13 protein-coding genes and 1 pseudogene are annotated in these 15,685 nt (G+C 75.9%); 5 read left to right on the plus strand and 9 right to left on the minus strand.

The annotated features are described in order from the left end of the window. Window positions 1-283: pseudogene (locus NT8_RS21270) on the minus strand (hypothetical protein); the annotation flags it as partial. 442 nt (window positions 284-725) lie between these two features. On the opposite strand from NT8_RS21270, the gene NT8_RS21275 reads away from it, so the two are divergent. Both NT8_RS21275 and NT8_RS21280 read left to right on the plus strand, forming a co-directional pair. Continuing rightward, complete coding sequence (locus NT8_RS21275) at window positions 726-1,655, plus strand: alpha/beta fold hydrolase (RefSeq protein ID WP_067972556.1); 930 nt, start codon at window positions 726-728, stop codon at window positions 1,653-1,655. Continuing rightward, window positions 1,652-2,632, plus strand: coding sequence for an SDR family oxidoreductase (locus tag NT8_RS21280; protein ID WP_084469157.1), 981 nt, complete (start codon window positions 1,652-1,654; stop codon window positions 2,630-2,632). Before NT8_RS21275 ends, NT8_RS21280 begins: the two co-directional genes overlap by 4 nt. Before the next feature lie 430 nt (window positions 2,633-3,062). Here NT8_RS21280 and NT8_RS21285 read toward each other — a convergent pair whose 3' ends face one another. After that, the gene (locus NT8_RS21285; RefSeq protein WP_067972579.1) at window positions 3,063-4,379 is read right to left on the minus strand and encodes a cryptochrome/photolyase family protein; all 1,317 of its coding nucleotides are present in this window, start codon (window positions 4,377-4,379) and stop codon (window positions 3,063-3,065) included. Between the two features lie 87 nt (window positions 4,380-4,466). Here NT8_RS21285 and NT8_RS21290 point away from each other — a divergent pair, with 87 nt between their 5' ends. After that, window positions 4,467-5,438, plus strand: coding sequence for a 2-thiouracil desulfurase family protein (locus NT8_RS21290; RefSeq protein ID WP_067972558.1), 972 nt, complete (start codon window positions 4,467-4,469; stop codon window positions 5,436-5,438). A gap of 17 nt (window positions 5,439-5,455) precedes the next feature. Here NT8_RS21290 and rnhA read toward each other — a convergent pair whose 3' ends face one another. Beyond that, entirely contained in the window at window positions 5,456-5,944 is a 489-nt protein-coding gene (gene rnhA, locus NT8_RS21295) for a ribonuclease HI (RefSeq protein ID WP_067972561.1), read from the minus strand. A gap of 410 nt (window positions 5,945-6,354) precedes the next feature. On the opposite strand from rnhA, the gene NT8_RS21300 reads away from it, so the two are divergent. Continuing rightward, entirely contained in the window at window positions 6,355-7,236 is an 882-nt protein-coding gene (locus NT8_RS21300) for a DMT family transporter (protein WP_157515922.1), read from the plus strand. Window positions 7,237-7,763: 527 nt separating this feature from the next. On the opposite strand, the gene NT8_RS21305 is transcribed toward NT8_RS21300, so the two are convergent. The 6 genes from NT8_RS21305 to NT8_RS21330 are packed head-to-tail and all read right to left on the minus strand — an operon-like array spanning window position 7,764 to window position 14,154. Then, on the minus strand, window positions 7,764-9,470 hold the full coding sequence (locus tag NT8_RS21305) for an adenine deaminase C-terminal domain-containing protein (protein WP_067972583.1): 1,707 nt from the start codon (window positions 9,468-9,470) through the stop codon (window positions 7,764-7,766). 44 nt (window positions 9,471-9,514) lie between these two features. Further along, on the minus strand, window positions 9,515-10,477 hold the full coding sequence (locus NT8_RS21310; protein ID WP_067972564.1) for a nucleoside hydrolase: 963 nt from the start codon (window positions 10,475-10,477) through the stop codon (window positions 9,515-9,517). Beyond that, complete coding sequence (locus NT8_RS21315; RefSeq protein ID WP_067972567.1) at window positions 10,474-11,520, minus strand: ABC transporter substrate-binding protein; 1,047 nt, start codon at window positions 11,518-11,520, stop codon at window positions 10,474-10,476. The genes NT8_RS21310 and NT8_RS21315 overlap by 4 nt, the downstream gene beginning before the upstream one ends. Beyond that, on the minus strand, window positions 11,517-12,542 hold the full coding sequence (locus NT8_RS21320; RefSeq protein WP_067972569.1) for an ABC transporter ATP-binding protein: 1,026 nt from the start codon (window positions 12,540-12,542) through the stop codon (window positions 11,517-11,519). Before NT8_RS21320 ends, NT8_RS21315 begins: the two co-directional genes overlap by 4 nt. A gap of 23 nt (window positions 12,543-12,565) precedes the next feature. Beyond that, the gene (locus NT8_RS21325; protein ID WP_067972571.1) at window positions 12,566-13,354 is read right to left on the minus strand and encodes an ABC transporter permease; all 789 of its coding nucleotides are present in this window, start codon (window positions 13,352-13,354) and stop codon (window positions 12,566-12,568) included. Then, window positions 13,351-14,154: an ABC transporter permease gene (locus NT8_RS21330; RefSeq protein ID WP_084469158.1), complete on the minus strand. Its 804-nt coding sequence runs from the start codon at window positions 14,152-14,154 to the stop codon at window positions 13,351-13,353. Before NT8_RS21330 ends, NT8_RS21325 begins: the two co-directional genes overlap by 4 nt. Before the next feature lie 202 nt (window positions 14,155-14,356). On the opposite strand from NT8_RS21330, the gene NT8_RS21335 reads away from it, so the two are divergent. Beyond that, on the plus strand, window positions 14,357-15,346 hold the full coding sequence (locus NT8_RS21335; protein ID WP_067972576.1) for a LacI family DNA-binding transcriptional regulator: 990 nt from the start codon (window positions 14,357-14,359) through the stop codon (window positions 15,344-15,346). Window positions 15,347-15,685 lie beyond the last annotated feature (339 nt).

The following is a 15,685-nucleotide window of genomic DNA, read 5'->3' on the forward strand; positions in this document are numbered from 1 at the left end:
CGCGCGCCCGCCGCTCCATCAGGTCGCGCTCGGCGCAGAAGGCACGGAGTTCGCGGGCGCCGGGGGCGGGGTCGCGGTCCCAGCGCCGCGAGGCGATCTCGATGTCGGGGCCGCGGTCGGCGCCGTCGGGGGTGGAGCCGAAGTCGACCACGGCCTTGAACGGCAGCCGCCCGCCGGGGTCGACCGTGGTGGAGCTGATGCGCCCCGTGCGGGTCTCGCCCACGGGGGCGTAGAGCGGCAGTGCCGCGAGGACGGCGGCGAGGTCGGGCGGTGCGGGGTCCATCGGGCGGGTCTCTCGTGCGGGCGATCGGGGCGGCGGGGGCGGCGCGCCGGCCCGGGTACCGGGCGCGGCCCCAGTCTAGGGCGTGTTCCTTGGATCATTCCGGGCGCGCGGCCACGCTCCCACTGTGCGCTGCTCAGGCTCCGCGGCTTCGCACAGCGCGGGCCTCGGACGGCGCTGTGCCGGCCTGCGAAGCAGGCCCGGGAGGAGCGGGGCCGCTCACTGATCCGGAAGCCCCAGAGGCACTCCCCAGGAGCGGCCGGGGTGGCCCGGACCGCGCGGCGGTCCGGGCCACCAACCAAGCGCGCAATGTGATGTAACTCTTCCAATGATTATTGTCATGGTCTACGCTCGGTCAGCAGTCGACCCCCAGTAACCCGGGAGAAGAGGCAGCCATGGGAACGGCACCCCCCACCTCGGACCGCGCCCGGCGCGGGAGGAACCGATGACCGAAGCCGCCGAACGCCACCGCATGAGCGTCCACTCGGCCGACGGGACCCGCGTCAATGTGGAGGTCCACGGCCCCGAAGGCGCCCCCACCCTCGTCCTCAGCCACGGATGGGCCTGCACCCTCGCCTTCTGGGCGCCGGTCGCCAAGGCACTGGGCGGCGGCCTGCGCGTCGTCGTCTACGACCAGCGCGGCCACGGGGGCAGCTCCGCGCCCCGCCGCCAGGGCTACAGCACCGCCGCCCTCGCCGACGACCTGTGCGCGGTCCTGGAGGCCACCGTGCCCGCCGGGACGCGGGCCGTGGCCGGCGGGCACAGCATGGGCGGCATGACGCTGATGGCCGCCGCCGACCGCCCCGTCTTCCGCGACCGGGTGGCCGCCGCCGCCCTGGTCAACACCGGCAGCTCCGACCTGATGCGCTCCTGCCGCGTGGTGCCCGGCGTGGCGGGCCGCCCCCGGCTCGGCGCGTTCGCGCACCGGCTCGCCCTGGGCCCCGCCCTGCCGCTGGGCCCGATCACGCCGCTCACCCGCGCGGCGCTGCGCTACGTCACCCTGGCGCCGGGTGCCGACCCGCGCACGACCGCGCTCGTGGCGCGCATGGTGCACGGCTGCGCGCCGATCCCGCGCAGCCGGTGGGCCCGGGTGCTGGGCGGGCTCGACCTGGACCGGGGGGTGGCGGCGCTCGACCTGCCGACGGTCGTGGTGGGCGCGTCCCTGGACCGGCTCACGCCCATCGAACTCTCCCGCCGGCTCTGCGAACGCCTCCCCCGCTGCGAACGGCTGGTCGAGGTGCCCAACTCCGGGCACATGACCCCGCTGGAGCAGCCCGCGACCGTCGCCGCGGTGCTGCGCGACCTGGTCGACGCCCACCTCGCCGCACCGCCGGCCGCCCCCGCCGCCCGCGCCCCGCAGAAGGAGACCGCATGAGCCGCACCCACCCCCGCCTGCGCGGCAAGGTCGCGGTCGTCAGCGGCGCGGCCCGCGGCGTGGGCGCGCTGCTGGCCCGCCGGCTCGCCGACCAGGGCGTGCGCGTGGCCCTCGTCGGCCTCGAACCCGACCTGCTGGCGGAGGTCGCCGCCGACTGCGGCCCCGACGCCGGGTGGTGGGAGGCCGACGTCACCGACCGGGACGCCCTGGACGCCGTCGCCCGCGCCGTCGAGGAGCGCTACGGCCGCGTCGACATCGTCGTGGCCAACGCGGGCATCGCCACGGGCGGCCCGTTCGCCGACGCCGACGCCGCCTCCTTCGACCGGGTGATCGAGGTCAACCTGCTGGGCGGCATCGCCACCGCCCGCGCCTTCCTGCCCGCGCTGCTGCGCAGCAGGGGCTACCTGCTGCAGGTGGCGTCGCTGGCGGCGATCACCCCGGCCCCGCTGATGGCCGCCTACTGCTCCAGCAAGGCCGGTGTCGAGGCGTTCGCGCACTGCCTGCGGCCTGAGGTCGCCTACCGGGGCGTGGACGTCGGCGTGGCCTACCTGAGCTGGACCGACACCGACATGGTGCGCGGCGCCGACGAGGACGACGAGCTGCGCGAGCTGCGGTCCCGGCTGCCGTGGCCGCTGAGCCGGACCTTCCCGCTGCCGCCCGCCGTCGACCGCATGGTGGCCGGGATCGCGCGGCGCGCCCCGCACGTCTACGGGCAGGGGTGGCTGCGCGCCCTCCAGGGGGTGCGCGGCACCCTGCCGGGGATCATCGGCACGTTCGGCCCGCGCGAACTGCGCCGCCTCGACGCCCGACTCCGCGCCACAGCCGGCCGCCGGGCCGGCGCCGTGGGCGCCGGCGGCGCCGCCGACCTACGGGCACGGACGGCCCGCCCCACCCGGCGGACCCCGCCCGAACAGCGGCCCCCGTCCACCGAGCAGGTCCCCACCCGCCCCACCGAGGCGACCCCAGCCGACACCTGACCGCGAAGCGTCGGCCGTCGGCGCGGCGCGCGCGGCCGCACCCTCATCCGGGGCCGAACAGTGGGAAACTGGTGGGCCTCCCCGGTGGCGCCGGCGGACCCGCCGATCTGCGCGCACGGATCACTCGCTCCGCACCACGCCCACGTCCACAGAGCAACCGGCCGCCCACCCGGCCGGGTCGGCCCCAACCGACACCTGACCCCAGGGCCGTGGGCGCCCGCAGCGCAGAGCACACGGCCGCACCTTCATCCGGGACCGAACAACGGAGGCTGACAGACCTCCCCGGATGCGCCCCGGGTGCGCGGGCGACCCGCTCCACGCAGCGGCTCCCGTCCGCAGAACCGGACAGTCGCCCTTCCGGCCGGGAGGGCCTCGGCCGACACCTGTCCGCGAAGCGTCGGGCGTCGGCGCGGCGCCTGCGGTAGCGCCCTCAGTCGGGGTCGAACAACGGGGGCTGGTGTGCGTCACCGGGGGCGTCGGGGGCGCGGGCGGTGTGCACCGCCGCGCCCGCGATGCCGGCCAGTTCGGGCACGTGGCGGCGCACGTAGTCGCCGTCGGGGTCGAACCGGCGGGCCTGGCGCCCGATGTTGTACGTGCGGTGGGGCCGGGTGTCGTTGCCGGTGCCCGCCACCCACTGCCAGTTGCCGTAGTTGTCGGCGATGTCGCCGTCGGTGAGCAGGGCGTGGAAGTGGTCGGCGCCGTCGCGCCAGTCCAGCCCCAGCTCGCGGGTGAGGTAGGCGGCGGTGATGATCCGGGCCCGGTTGTGCAGGAAGCCCTCGGCGCGCAGTTGCCGCATTCCCGCGTCGACGATCGGCACGCCGGTGCGGCCCTCGCGCCAGGCGGCCAGCGCCGCCGCGTCGGTGCGCCAGGCGGTCTCGCGCGGCCGGTAGTCGCGCCGGGCGAGGTCGGGGAACGCCAGGAGCACCTGGTGGTGGAAGTCGCGCCAGGCGAGCTGGCGGACGAACGCCGCGCCGCCGCCGGGAACCTCGGCGGCGGCCCCGGCCAGCTCCCGGGGCGACACGCAGCCGAACCGCAGGTCGGCGCTGAGCCGGGAGGTGGCCGCCGCAGCGAGGTCGTCGTGGGCGGCCTCGTAGTCGGCGCAGCCGCCCGCGAGCCAGGCGCGCACCCGGGCGCGCGCGGCGGACTCCCCGCCGCGCACGCGCTCCGGCGACAGCTCGCCGATACCGCGTGCGATGTCGGCGCGTCCGGGCGGCTCGCCGCCGCCCCACCCCTCGACGGGGCGCAGTGCGTGCGGAGCCTCGGCGACGGGGCGGTGCCGCAGCCCCTCCCACGCCCGCCAATAGGGGGTGAACACCCGGTAGTGGCCGCCACCGGCCGGGGCGAGCGCACCGGGCGGGACGACGGTCAGGCCGGGGTACTCGGTGACCTCCACCCCGGCCGCCGCCCCCTCCGCGCGCAGCCGGGCCGCGCGGGCCGTGGCGAACGCGCTGACGTCGGCGCTGAGGTGCACCCGGTCGGCGCCGATGGCGCGGGCGGCGCGCAGCACCTCGGTCACGGTGTCGCCGCGCCGCACCGCCAGGTCGGCGCCGGCCCGGCGCAGCGCCGCGCGCAGGTCGGCCAGCGCCTCGGCGAGGTAGGCGACGCGGTTGCGCGCCGACCGGGTGATGATCGCGGGATCGACCACGAACAGCGGCGCCACCGGCGCCCCGCGCCCGACCGCCGCCGCCAGGGCGGGGTGGTCGTGCAGCCGCAGGTCGCGGGTGAAGAGCACGATGGTGGGGCGCACGGACACCTCTTCCGCCGGTCGGTGACGGCAACGATACTGCGCGTGGCGGCGGGGTTGGGGCGGACACGGCCGGGTATCGCCACCTGCATGGACTCCTTCGGCCCCGGGCCGCGGCCGCGCGTCGCCGTGTCGAGCTGCCTGCTCGGCGCACCCGTCCGCTACAACGGCGGGCACTCGCGGTACCGCTTCCTCACCGACGAACTCGACCGGCACGTCGACTGGGTGCCGGTCTGCCCGGAGGCCGAGATCGGGCTCGGCGTCCCCCGGGAGACCCTGCGGCTGGAGCGTACCGGCGCGGGCACCCGGGTGGTGGCGTCGCGCAGCGGGGCCGACCACACCGACGACCTGCGGGCGGTCGCCGACCGCCACCTCGCGCGGCTGCGCGACGCCGACGGCTACGTGCTGAAGAACAAGTCGCCCAGCTGCGGCCTGTTCGCGCTGCCGGTGTTCGCCGGCGGGCAGCGGGTCGACGGCCGGGGGCGCGGCGCGTTCGCGGAGCGGCTGGTCGAACTCCTCCCCCTGCTGCCGGTGGAGGAGCAGGGGCGGCTGACCGACCCGGGGCTGCGCGAGCACTTCGTCGAGCGGGTGTTCGCGCACGCGCGGCTGCGGGCCCTACTGGCGCCGGGCTGGCGGCCGCGCGACCTGGTGGCGTTCCACGCGCGGCACAAGGTCCAGCTCATGGCGCACTCCCCCGACGGCTACCGCGAGGCGGGCCGCATCGTGGCCGACGCGGGGGCGCGCCCGCGCGCGGAGGTGGCGGCCGACTACGCCGCGTCCTTCCAGCGCACCCTCGGCCTGGTGGCCACGCCGGGCCGGCACGTCAACGCGCTCCAGCACCTGTTCGGCATGGTCAGCCCGCACCTCGACGCCACCCGGCGGCACGACGTGCTCGACGCGATCGAGCGCTACCGCACCGGCCGGGTGCCGCTGAGCGTGCCCGTGGCGCTGATCCGCCACCACTGCGCGGGCGAACGGGTGGAGTGGGCGTGCGCGCAGACCTACCTCGACCCGTACCCCGACGACCTGCGGCTGCGCAACACGGTCCCCGCGCCGGCCTGACCCGGCGGCCGGGGGGGTCAGCGGGCGGCGGCGCCCCGGGCGGCCCGGGCCTCGTCGCGGCCCCGGCAGGCCAGGGCGTCGGCGCGCTCGTTGCCGGGATCGCCGTGGTGGCCCCGCACCCAGTGCCAGGTGACGTCGTGGCGGCCGGCGGCGTCGTCCAGGCGGCGCCACAGGTCGGCGTTCTTCACCGGCTGCCGGGCGGCGGTGCGCCAGTCGTTGCGCTTCCAGGCGTGGATCCACTTGGTGATGCCGTTGCGCACGTAGGTGCTGTCGGTGTGCAGGTCCACCGGCGCGGGGCGGGTGAGGCTCTCCAGCGCCATGATGGCGGCCATCAGCTCCATGCGGTTGTTGGTCGTGGCGGCCTCGCCGCCGTACAGCTCCTTCTCGTGGGCGCCGTAGCGCAGCACCACGCCCCACCCGCCGGGCCCGGGGTTGCCGGAGCACGCGCCGTCGGTGTGGATACGCACGGCCTCGGGGCCGACCGCGTCCTGTTCATCACTTCGCACGCCGCGCAATCTACCGCCGATCCCGGTCGGTGGCGGAATCGGCGGACCGCCCGATCCACCGCGATCGCGCCCGGTGGCGGGACCGCCGAACGCCGCACCACGTGCCACCGTCCAGGCCGCGCCACACACCACCCGCCCGGACCACGCCGCACCACACGCCACCCGTCGGAGCCAAGGCACACCGCCCACCACCGTCAGAACCACGCCCACGCCACTCACCACCGTCGGGGCGCGCTACGCCCGTGGGCGTACACGCCGATACGTACCGGGACCGATGACTTCCCGCCGCGCACCGGACACCCTGAAGGCATGCCGACGACGCCGCGACGAACCCGGGAACACACCGGGCGCCCTCCGTCCCCCGCGCACCCCGTTCAGCGGCGGCGCACCCCGCGCGCGGCGGGCACCCGATGAGCGGGTTCGGCGCGGCGGTCGCCCTGGCCGTGGCCTCGGCGCTGTGCTACGGCGCGGGCGCGGTGGCGCAGCGGCGGCTGGCCGGCCGGTTCGAGGACGCCTCGGGCGTCCGCTACCTGGCCGCCGTCGCCGGGCACCGGGCCTGGTGGGGGGCCATGGCGCTGAACGGGGCCGGGGCGCTGCTGCACGTCGCGGCGCTGGCCTGGGGCCCGCTGACCGTGGTGCAGCCGCTGGGCACGCTGGCGCTGGTGTTCGCGCTGCCGTGGGCGGCCCGCGAGGCCGCCCGCCGGGTCACCCCGCGCGAATGGCACGGCGCGATACTGACGGTCGCGGCGCTCAGCGTGATGCTGGTGGTGGCGGTGCCCACGGGCGGGCACGCCCTGGGCCGCGCCGCGGCGTTCGCCCTGCTCGGCGCGGTGCTGCTCGTCGTGGGACTACTGGTGGCGGCGGCGTGGCGCGCCACCGACGTGCGGTGGCGCAGCCAGTTCCTCTCCGCGGCGGCCGGGGTCGCGTTCGGTGCGGCGTCGGCGCTGACCACGGCGCTGATCGACGTCGCCGCAACCGACGGGTGGGCGGCGGCCGCCCACCCCGCCGCCCTGGGCACCGCCGTCCTCGCGGGCGCGGGCGCCCTGCTGTCGCAGGCGGCCTACCGGGGGGTGGCGGTGGGGGCCCCGCTGGCCACCATGAGCCTCGCCAACCCGCTGGCGGCGGTGCTGGTCGGCATCGCCTTCCTGGGCGAGACGTACGCGGGCGGAACGTGGGGCGCCGGAGTGGCCATACTGACCGGCATGATGGCGATCCGCGGAGTCCACCTCCTGGCGGGCACGACACCCCCACTCCCCCACCGCCCGGTCACCGCATCCGCCGCCCACCGCTGAGGGAAGCTTCCGGACGCTACCCCATCCGCCCGCGAGAACCCCTGAAATCCATCCCAGAGCAGTGCTCTCGCGCACTGTCACCTACAACGGCCTGTATCGCATGGCGATGTCCGCCACCTCCTCGGCCGCTAGTTACGCCCCGGGACATACTCGTCGGGGTAATACGGTGATATGCGGACACGGAATCCCGGTGTGGAACAGATCGATCTCGGCGTCGCTGTCGAGTCCTTCCTGGTCATTCCCATAGACCGTCTCGACGAGAAGATCGGCGGCCGCCGACGGTCCCCTTCCATCGAGACCGGTGACTAGGCATTTCCACCCGCGCACCGTCAGACCCCATACGACTTCCGCACCAGATACTGCAGTAGGGCGTGCGGACTAGCCGGCTATATCGCTCGGACCGCCGGCCGGCCCTCGGGCAGCCGACGGAGAAGACGCCCCGGAGCCGGTCCCATGAGACTCCGGAAAGCGTCCATCGGCGTGCCGTCCCCGCATCCTCGAATGCCTCTCCGCCGATCCGCAGTCTTTCACTCGGCGGGGTGGGCGACGACCGGGGGTTCCCAGGTGCGGTCGACGACGCGGACCAGGCCGCGGTCGGTGATCTTCACGGCGGGTGAGACGGGCAGGGTGAGGGTCGACAGGCTCATGAAGGCGTTGCGGTTGCGCCAGCCCCACGCGTGGACGGCGTCGCGCAGGGCGCCCGCCGCGCGGGCGACGTCGGTCGCCGGGCGGTCCGACATCACGCCGCCGATCGGCAGCGGCAGCGCCACCGGCGCGTGGTCGGGCCGGGACAGGCACATGCCGCCGCCCGCGCCGACCACCTCGGCGGCGGCCCGGGCCAGGTCCGCCGCCGAGGTGGCGACGACGGTCAGGTTGTGGCTGTCGTGGGCGTAGGTGGTGGCGAACGCGCCGGGGGTGAGGTCCTGGCCGGTCACCGGGGCGACGGCGACGGTCCCCGCGCCGGTGTGGCGCTCGAACACGGCGACGACGGCGGTGCGCCCCTCCCACTCGACCACGCCGCCGCGCACGGGCAGCCGCACCTCGTCGGCGGCGGTGGAGGTGTCGACCTCGTTGACGCGCAGGGCGCGGAACGCGTACTCGCCGTCGGGCAGGTCGGTGCGCCACACCGGGGCGCCGGCGGTCGGCGGGGCCACGTGGACGGTGTCGCCGAAGGGGTGGCGGGGAGCGGGGCCGGGCCCGGTCAGCGGGGCGCCGCCGCGGCCGACGACGGCGCCCCCCGCGACGACGGCCTCGGGGGCGAGGTCGGTGAGCGACCGCAGCAGCACCAGGTCGGCCCGCTTGCCGGGGGCGACCACGCCGCGGTCGTCCAGGCCGAGGCGGCGCGCCGGGTGCAGCGTCATGGCGCGCAGCACCGCCAGCGGGGGCAGGCCGCGCTCCAGGGCGACCGCGCCCACGCGGTCCAGGTGGCCGGTGCGCAGGATCGCGTCGACCGCGATGTCGTCGGTGACCAGGCAGACGTCGGGCAGGTGCGGCAGGGCGAGGAGGGCGTCGACCACCTCGGAGGTGAGGCACTTCTCCTGGAGCATCAGCAGCATGCCCAGGCGCGCCTTCTCCACGGCGACCTCGGGGCGGTTCTTGCAGTGGTCGGAGTCGATGCCCGCCCACAGGTACTCGCCGAGGTCGGCGCCCGACAGGTCCGGGCAGTGGCCGTCGAGGCGCACCCCGCGGCGGCGGGCGGCGCCGACGATGGCGCGCATCCGGGGGTCGCCGCCGACGACGGCGCGGTAGTCCATGACCTCGCCGAGGGTGGTGACGCCGTCCCAGCCGAGCATCTCGTCGATGTCGTCGGCGTCCAGGCGGGCGCCGGCGGTCTCGAAGCCGTCGAGCGCGGGCACGCAGGACGGCACCGCCCAGCGCATGGTCTGCCCGGTGTCCCGGCCCTGCTCGATCATCCACGCCTGCGCGTCGCGCCCGGCGACGTTGACGATCTCGTGGGCGTCGGCGAGCACGGTGGTGGTGCCGCGGGGCAGGGTGACCCGGGCGAACTCGGCGGGGGCCAGCAGCGAGCTCTCGATGTGCATGTGCGCGTCGACGTAGCCCGGGGCGACGACGAGCCCGGTGGCGTCGACCACCTCGCGGGCGGCGGGGGCGGCGCCCGGGGGCAGCACGGCGCGGATGGTGTCGCCGACGACGGCGACGTCGGCCGGCCACACCTCCCCGGTCTGCACCGACAGCACGCTGCCGCCGCGGATGAGCAGGTCGGCGGTTCCCAGCTCGGCCATGTGTCCTTCCTCGCGTGTGGAATGGGGTGCGGGCGTCAGCCCGCGTAGCCCGCCAGCCGCTCGGTGAGCAGGGCGGTGAACGCGGCGGCGTCGACGGTCAGGGCGACGTCGGTGCGGCGCGCGCGTTCGGGGGTGCGCAGGTCGGTGACGAGGGCGCCGCGGGTGAACTCCCCGGCGCACTCGACGGTGGCCCAGCCGCGCTCCCACCCGAGGAGGTGCGGGTGGGTGAGGGCGGCGACGGCGAGCGCGTCGTGCACCGGGACGGCGGGGGTGCCGTAGCGCGCCCGGTAGCGCAGGACGAACCCGCGCAGCAGCGCGCCCGCGGCGCCCGCGGTGCCGGGCAGGGCGGCCAGCCGCTCGGCCGCCTCCAGCGGGAACAGGGCGGCGCGGGTGACGTCCAGGCCGACGACGCGCACCGCCAGGTCGGACTCCAGGACCAGGCGGGCGGCCTCGGGGTCGGCGTGGAAGTTGTACTCGGCGGCCGGGGTGATGTTGCCCTGGGCGCGGGCGGCGCCGCCCATGACGACGACGCCGCGCAGCGCGGCGGCGGCGTCGGGGTGGCGGACGAGCAGCGCCGCGACGTTGGACAGCGGGCCGATGGCGAGCAGGGTGAGTTCCCCGGGGTCGGCCAGGGCCTGGCGGGCGAGGAAGTCGACGGCGTGGCCGGGCGCGGGGGCGCGGGGCGGTACGGCCGGCCGGAGCCCGCCGAGGCCGCCCGCGCCGTGCATGGGCTCGTCGGCGACGCGGGCGGTGCGTGCGATGGGCCCGGCCAGCCCGGCCACCAGGGGCAGGTCGGCGGGGACGCCCGCGAGGTCCAGGACGTGCCCGGCGTTGCGCACGGCCTCGGGCAGGCCGACGTTGCCGGCCACGGCGGTGACCCCGCGCACCCGCAGTTCGGGCGAGGCGAGGGCGAGCAGCAGCGCGATGGCGTCGTCCACGCCGGGGTCGCAGTCGACCACCACCGGCAGCGGGGGCGCGGGCGCCGGGCCGGCGCTCATCGGGCGACCTCCTCGATGTAGCGGTCCAGCCAGGCCGAGCGCTGCTCGGCGATGAGCCGGAGGTCGCCCTGGTGGTAGCCGGCGCCGGCGGGGTCGACGGCGGCGTCGCCCGACACCTCGGTCATCAGCGGGGTGACGGCGGCGTCGGGGTGGACGGGCTTGTCGTAGATGACCTCGGCGACCTCGGCCTGCACCTCGGGTTCGAGGAGGAAGTCGATGAACTGCTCGGCGCCCTCCCGGTTGGGCGCGCCCGCCACGATCTGGGCGGTGTTGGCGGTCATGACCCGGCCCTCCTCGGGCACCGCGAACCCGATGGGCTGGCCGGCCTCGACGGAGTTCATGGCGAAGTTGTCGAGGCCGGGGGCCATGGCGATCTCGCCGCGCTCCAGGAGGCTGGTCAGCTCGGTGGAGCCGGTGTAGAACTGCAGCGCGTCGGGGCCGATCTCGGCGAGCCGGCGGAACCCGGTCTCGGCGTCGCCGGGGCCGGAGCCGTACGCCTCGCCGGTGGCCAGGACGAACATCGGCCCGGCCGACACCGAGATGTCGGGCAGCGCGAACCCGCCGGGGTGCTCGGGGTCCCACAGGGCGTCCCAGGAGTCGGGCGGGGTGTCGACCATGTCGGTGCGGTACATCAGGCCGAGGAGCTGGAAGGTGTAGGCGGGGCCGTACCCGTCCGGGTCGACCGCCCACGGCTGGATGTCGGCCATGTTGGGCACGTCCGCCGGGTCGATCCGGGCGAACAGGTCCATCTCACGGCCGATCTCGGCGTAGTAGTCGGAGATCAGCACGACGTCGGTGTCGGGCGCGTCCTTGTTGATGCGGAGCTTGGTGAGGCGGCCGGCGTTGTTGCCGGTGTCGAGGACGACCTCGATGCCGGTGCGCTCCTCGAAGGGCTCGCCGACGACCTCCATGAACTCCTCGGTGGCGAACGCGAAGGTGCTCACCACGAGGGTGTCGGTGTCGTTCTCGCGGGTGGCGGCGCAGGAGGTCAGCGCCATGGCGGCGGTGAGCGCCCCGGCGAGGGCGGCGGTGGCGCGCCTCACCGGTCGGCCCCGGCGGGCGCGGCCGCGTCGGCGAGGGCGACCAGGTGGCGGCGCGGCAGGGCGACGCGGACGCTGTCTCCGGGCCGCAGGCCGTCGCCGGGGTGGACGGAGCGCAGGGTGGCGTCGCCCCCGGCGGGGGTGTCGACCTCGACCAGGCAGTGGCTGCCCTGGAAGGTGACGGCGGTGACGGTGCCGTCGAGGCCGGCCTCGTCGGCGCCCTCGGCGGCGCGGGCGGGCAGCAGCCGGACGTGCTCGGGGCGGATGGTGACCGGTCCCGCCCCGGGCAGGACGGGGAAGTTGTCGTAGCCGAGGAACTCGGCGACGAACCGGTTGGCGGGGCGGGGGAACACCTCGCGCGGGTCGCCCTGCTGCTCCAGCCGCCCGGCGTTGAGGATGACCATGGTGTCGGACAGCTCCAGGGCCTCCTCCTGGTCGTGGGTGACGAGGACGGCGGTCAGGCCGGTCTCGCGCTGCACGCGGAGCAGTTCGCGGCGCATCTGCACGCGCAGGCGGGCGTCGAGGTTGGACAGCGGCTCGTCCAGCAGCAGCACCGACGGGCGGATGGCGACGGCGCGCGCCAGGGCGACCCGCTGCTGCTGCCCGCCGGACAGCTCGCCGGGCTTGCGGCCGGCGGCGTGGGAGAGGCCGACGAGTTCCAGGGCCTCGCCGGCGCGGCGGCGCACCTCGTCGCCGGGGAGCCGGCGGGTGCGCAGGCCGAAGGCGACGTTGTCGGTGATGGTCATGTGCGGGAACAGGGCGTAGGACTGGAAGACCATGCCGATGTTGCGCTTCTCGGGCGGGGTGGAGGTGGCGTCGGCGCCCTCCAGCAGGATGCGCCCGGAGGTGGGGCGCAGGAAGCCCGCGATCATCCGCAGGGTGGTGGTCTTGCCGCAGCCGCTGGGGCCGAGCAGCGTGGTGAAGCGGCCCCGGGCGACGTCGAGGTCGAGGTCGCTGACCGCCGCCACGGCGTCGCGTCCGCCGAAGCGGTGGCTCACGCGGTCGAGCCGGACTACAGGTTCCATGTTCGGGTTCTCCTTCACGGCCGCTACCGGCCGAAGACCTTGGTGAAGCCGGCCAGGCGCTCGGTGGCGAAGGCCACGGCGACGCTGAGGACGAGCAGGACGACGCTGACGGCGGCGACCACGGGGTCGAAGGACGACTGCACGTAGTTGAGCATCTCGACGGGCAGCGTGGCGACGCCGGGACCGGTCAGCAGCAGCGACAGCGGGACGTTGTTCAGCGAGGTGATGAACGCCAGGATCGTCGCCGAGGCGATGCCGGGCGCCATCACCGGCAGGGTGACGCGCAGGAAGGTGCGCACCGGGCCGGCGCCCAGGCCGCGCGCGGCCTCCTCCAGTCTCGGGTCGGCCAGGGCGAGGGAGGCGCCGACGACCCGCACGGTGTAGGGCAGCAGCAGCACGGTGTGGCCGATGACCAGGGTGCCCAGCGCGGTGATCTGCAGGCCGACCATGACCTGCTGGAACAGCGCGAGGCCGAGGACCAGCTCGGGCACGATGATCGGGGTGAAGAACAGGTTCTCCACCACGCGGCGGCCGGGGATGCGGCCCCGCTGCAGGGCGAGCGTGGCGGGGACGCCCAGCGCCAGCGCGAGCGCGGTGGAGACGAGGGCGACCAGGACGCTGGTGCCGAAGGCGTCGATGAAGGGCCGGTACTCCAGGGCGGCGGCGAACCAGCGCAGCGACAGGCCCTCGGGCGGGAACGCCAGGGTGCTGCCCGCGGTGAACGCGACGCCGATCAGGATGGCGACGGGGCCGAGCATCAGCACGAACGCGATCGCGGTGAGCAGCGACAGCAGGGGACGGCGCAGGATCATGACGTGGTGCTCCCGATCTTGCCGAGGCGGCCCGACAGCGCGCTGACGGCCAGGACGAGCACCGTCATGACCAGCGCGACGGCGCTGGCGGCGGGCCAGTCGAGGCTGACGTTGACCCGGCTGTAGAGCAGGGTCGACAGCAGGCGCTCGCGGGAGCCGCCGAGGAGTTGCGGCGTGGTGAACGCGGTGACGGCGCCGGCGAAGACCAGGGTGCAGCCGACGAGGGCGCCGGGCAGCGCCAGCGGGAACACCACCTGGCGGAAGGCGCGGCCGGGCGAGGCGCCGAGGCCGCGGGCGGCCTCCTCCAGCCTCGGGTCCTGCTGGGCCAGGCTGGAGTAGGCGGACAGGATCATCAGCGGCAGGAAGAGCTGGACCAGGCCGAGGACGATCGCGGTCTCGGTGTAGAGCAGCTGCACCCGGCCCAGGCCGAGCGCGGCGCCGACCTGGCCGACCAGGCCGTTGCCGCCGAGCACGACGATCCAGCCGTAGGTGCGCACGACCGTGTTGAGCATGAGCGGGAACACGGCGAGCGCGAGGAGCCGGCCCGCCCAGCGGGCGGGGGCGCGGGAGATCAGGTAGGCCACCGGGAAGCCGAGGAGCAGGCAGATCGCGGTGGTCAGGACGGCGACCCGGATGGTGCGGGCGATGACGGGGAGCAGGTAGGGGTCGCTGAGCAGCGCCCCGGTCTCCCGGGCGACCGTCGCGGGGTCGCCGTCGGGCGGCGCCAGCAGGGTGGCGGCCACCGGGTAGAGGAAGGCGAGGACGAGTACGGCCAGGCCGGGTACGAGCAGTGCCAGCATGGGGCCACGCCGGGTCACATCCACCCCCTGGGAGTCGCCGTCCGGCCGATACGGCGGACGGGTTCGGATTCTTGACGGCCGCGAACTGCGGGAATCGATGCAATCGATTCTGCAATCGATTGCAACAGCGTACTCTCGGTGGCGGGCGCGCATCAACCGGCGCGTGTGACGATCGCGTGAACCGAGCAGCGAGGAGACCGGGGTGGCACGTCTGGAGGATGTGGCGCGCGAGGCGGGGGTGTCGGCGTCCACCGCGTCGCGGGCGCTGAGCCGGCCGGACATGGTGGCGGCCGCCACCCTGGACCGCGTACGCTCCGCCGCCGAGCGGCTCGGGTTCCGCGCCAACCCGGCGGCCCGCGCGCTCATCACCGGCCGCACCGGCTTCCTCGCGATGGTCGTCCCCGACCTCGAGAACCCGTTCTACGCCGCGAGCATCGCGGGCGCCGAGGAACTGGCCAAGGAGGGCGACCGGCGGCTGCTGATCGCCGTCACCGACGGTTCGGCCGAGCGCGAGGCGGCGGCGGTGCGCGACCTGGAGGAGCGGGTCGACGGGTTCGCGCTGCTGTCGCCGGTCAGCGGGGCCGCCGAGCTGAAGGCGCTGCACGGGCGCAAGCCGGTGGTCGTCATCAACCGCAAGGTGGGCGGGCTGACGTCGTTCACCGTCGACACCCCGGGCGGGCTCGCCCGGGTCTACGACCGCCTGGTGGAGCTGGGGCACACCGACGTCGCCTACCTGGCCGGGCCGCCCGGGTCGTGGATGGACGTCCGCCGCCGGGCGACGCTGGCCGAGCACGCGGGCCGGCCCGGCCTGCGGGTGCGCGTCTGCGGCCCGGTGCGCCCCAAGTTCACCGAGGGGGCGGCCGCGACGGCGGAGCTGCTGGCCACGGGCTGCACGGCGGTGCTCGCCTACAACAGCCTGCTGCTGCTCGGGGTGATGTTCGAACTGGGGCGGCGCGGGGTGCGAGTGCCCGAGGACGTGAGCGTCGCCGCCGCGGACGACATGGCGTTCGCGGGGCTGCCCGGCGCGCCGATCACGGCGGTGGGCGCCCCGGCGGCCGACCTGGGGCGGCACGCGGTGCGGGCGCTGATCGAGATGATCGCGGGCGGCCCCGACGCGCGCCGCCCGCCGGGCCGCACCCTGCCCACCACGGTCACCCTCACCGGCACCCTCGCCCCGCCCGCCGCCCGCTGACCCCGGGGCGTCGTCACTCCTGAGGAACGTCCAAGCACTGACCACGAACGTCGTGGTGCCGATCCCGTAGGCCCGCCCGGGGCGCGGAACGGCGCTACCAGGAGCGGGGCGGCGGGCGGGAGGTGCCCGGGGCGAGAGGTCTTTCACAGGCCCGGCGGCGGCATACCGGGATGATCGCCGCCCGCGGCGGCGTTGGCCCCCGGTGTGCTCGGCGCCCCGGTCCGGGCACCGCCCCCGACGTCCCCCGAACGCCCCGATCCCGCAACGGAGCCGCCGTGCCCATCGCCCTGCTCGCCCTCGCCATCGGCGCCTTCGGCCTCGGCACCACCGAATTCGTGG

The organism is Nocardiopsis trehalosi NBRC 14201 (assembly GCF_001552555.1).
Lineage (GTDB): Bacteria > Actinomycetota > Actinomycetes > Streptosporangiales > Streptosporangiaceae > Nocardiopsis_B > Nocardiopsis_B trehalosi.

Excerpts from the sequence above, each read along its gene's own strand:
- NT8_RS21330 (WP_084469158.1), bottom strand. The coding sequence starts at position 14,154 with ATGCTGGCACTGCTCGTACCCGGCCTGGCCGTACTCGTCCTCGCCTTC.
- NT8_RS21310 (WP_067972564.1), bottom strand. The coding sequence starts at position 10,477 with ATGAGCGCCGGCCCGGCGCCCGCGCCCCCGCTGCCGGTGGTGGTCGAC.
- NT8_RS21275 (WP_067972556.1), top strand. The coding sequence starts at position 726 with ATGACCGAAGCCGCCGAACGCCACCGCATGAGCGTCCACTCGGCCGAC.
- NT8_RS21290 (WP_067972558.1), top strand. The coding sequence starts at position 4,467 with ATGGACTCCTTCGGCCCCGGGCCGCGGCCGCGCGTCGCCGTGTCGAGC.
- NT8_RS21280 (WP_084469157.1), top strand. The coding sequence starts at position 1,652 with ATGAGCCGCACCCACCCCCGCCTGCGCGGCAAGGTCGCGGTCGTCAGC.
- NT8_RS21300 (WP_157515922.1), top strand. The coding sequence starts at position 6,355 with ATGAGCGGGTTCGGCGCGGCGGTCGCCCTGGCCGTGGCCTCGGCGCTG.
- NT8_RS21320 (WP_067972569.1), bottom strand. The coding sequence starts at position 12,542 with ATGGAACCTGTAGTCCGGCTCGACCGCGTGAGCCACCGCTTCGGCGGA.
- NT8_RS21325 (WP_067972571.1), bottom strand. The coding sequence starts at position 13,354 with ATGATCCTGCGCCGTCCCCTGCTGTCGCTGCTCACCGCGATCGCGTTC.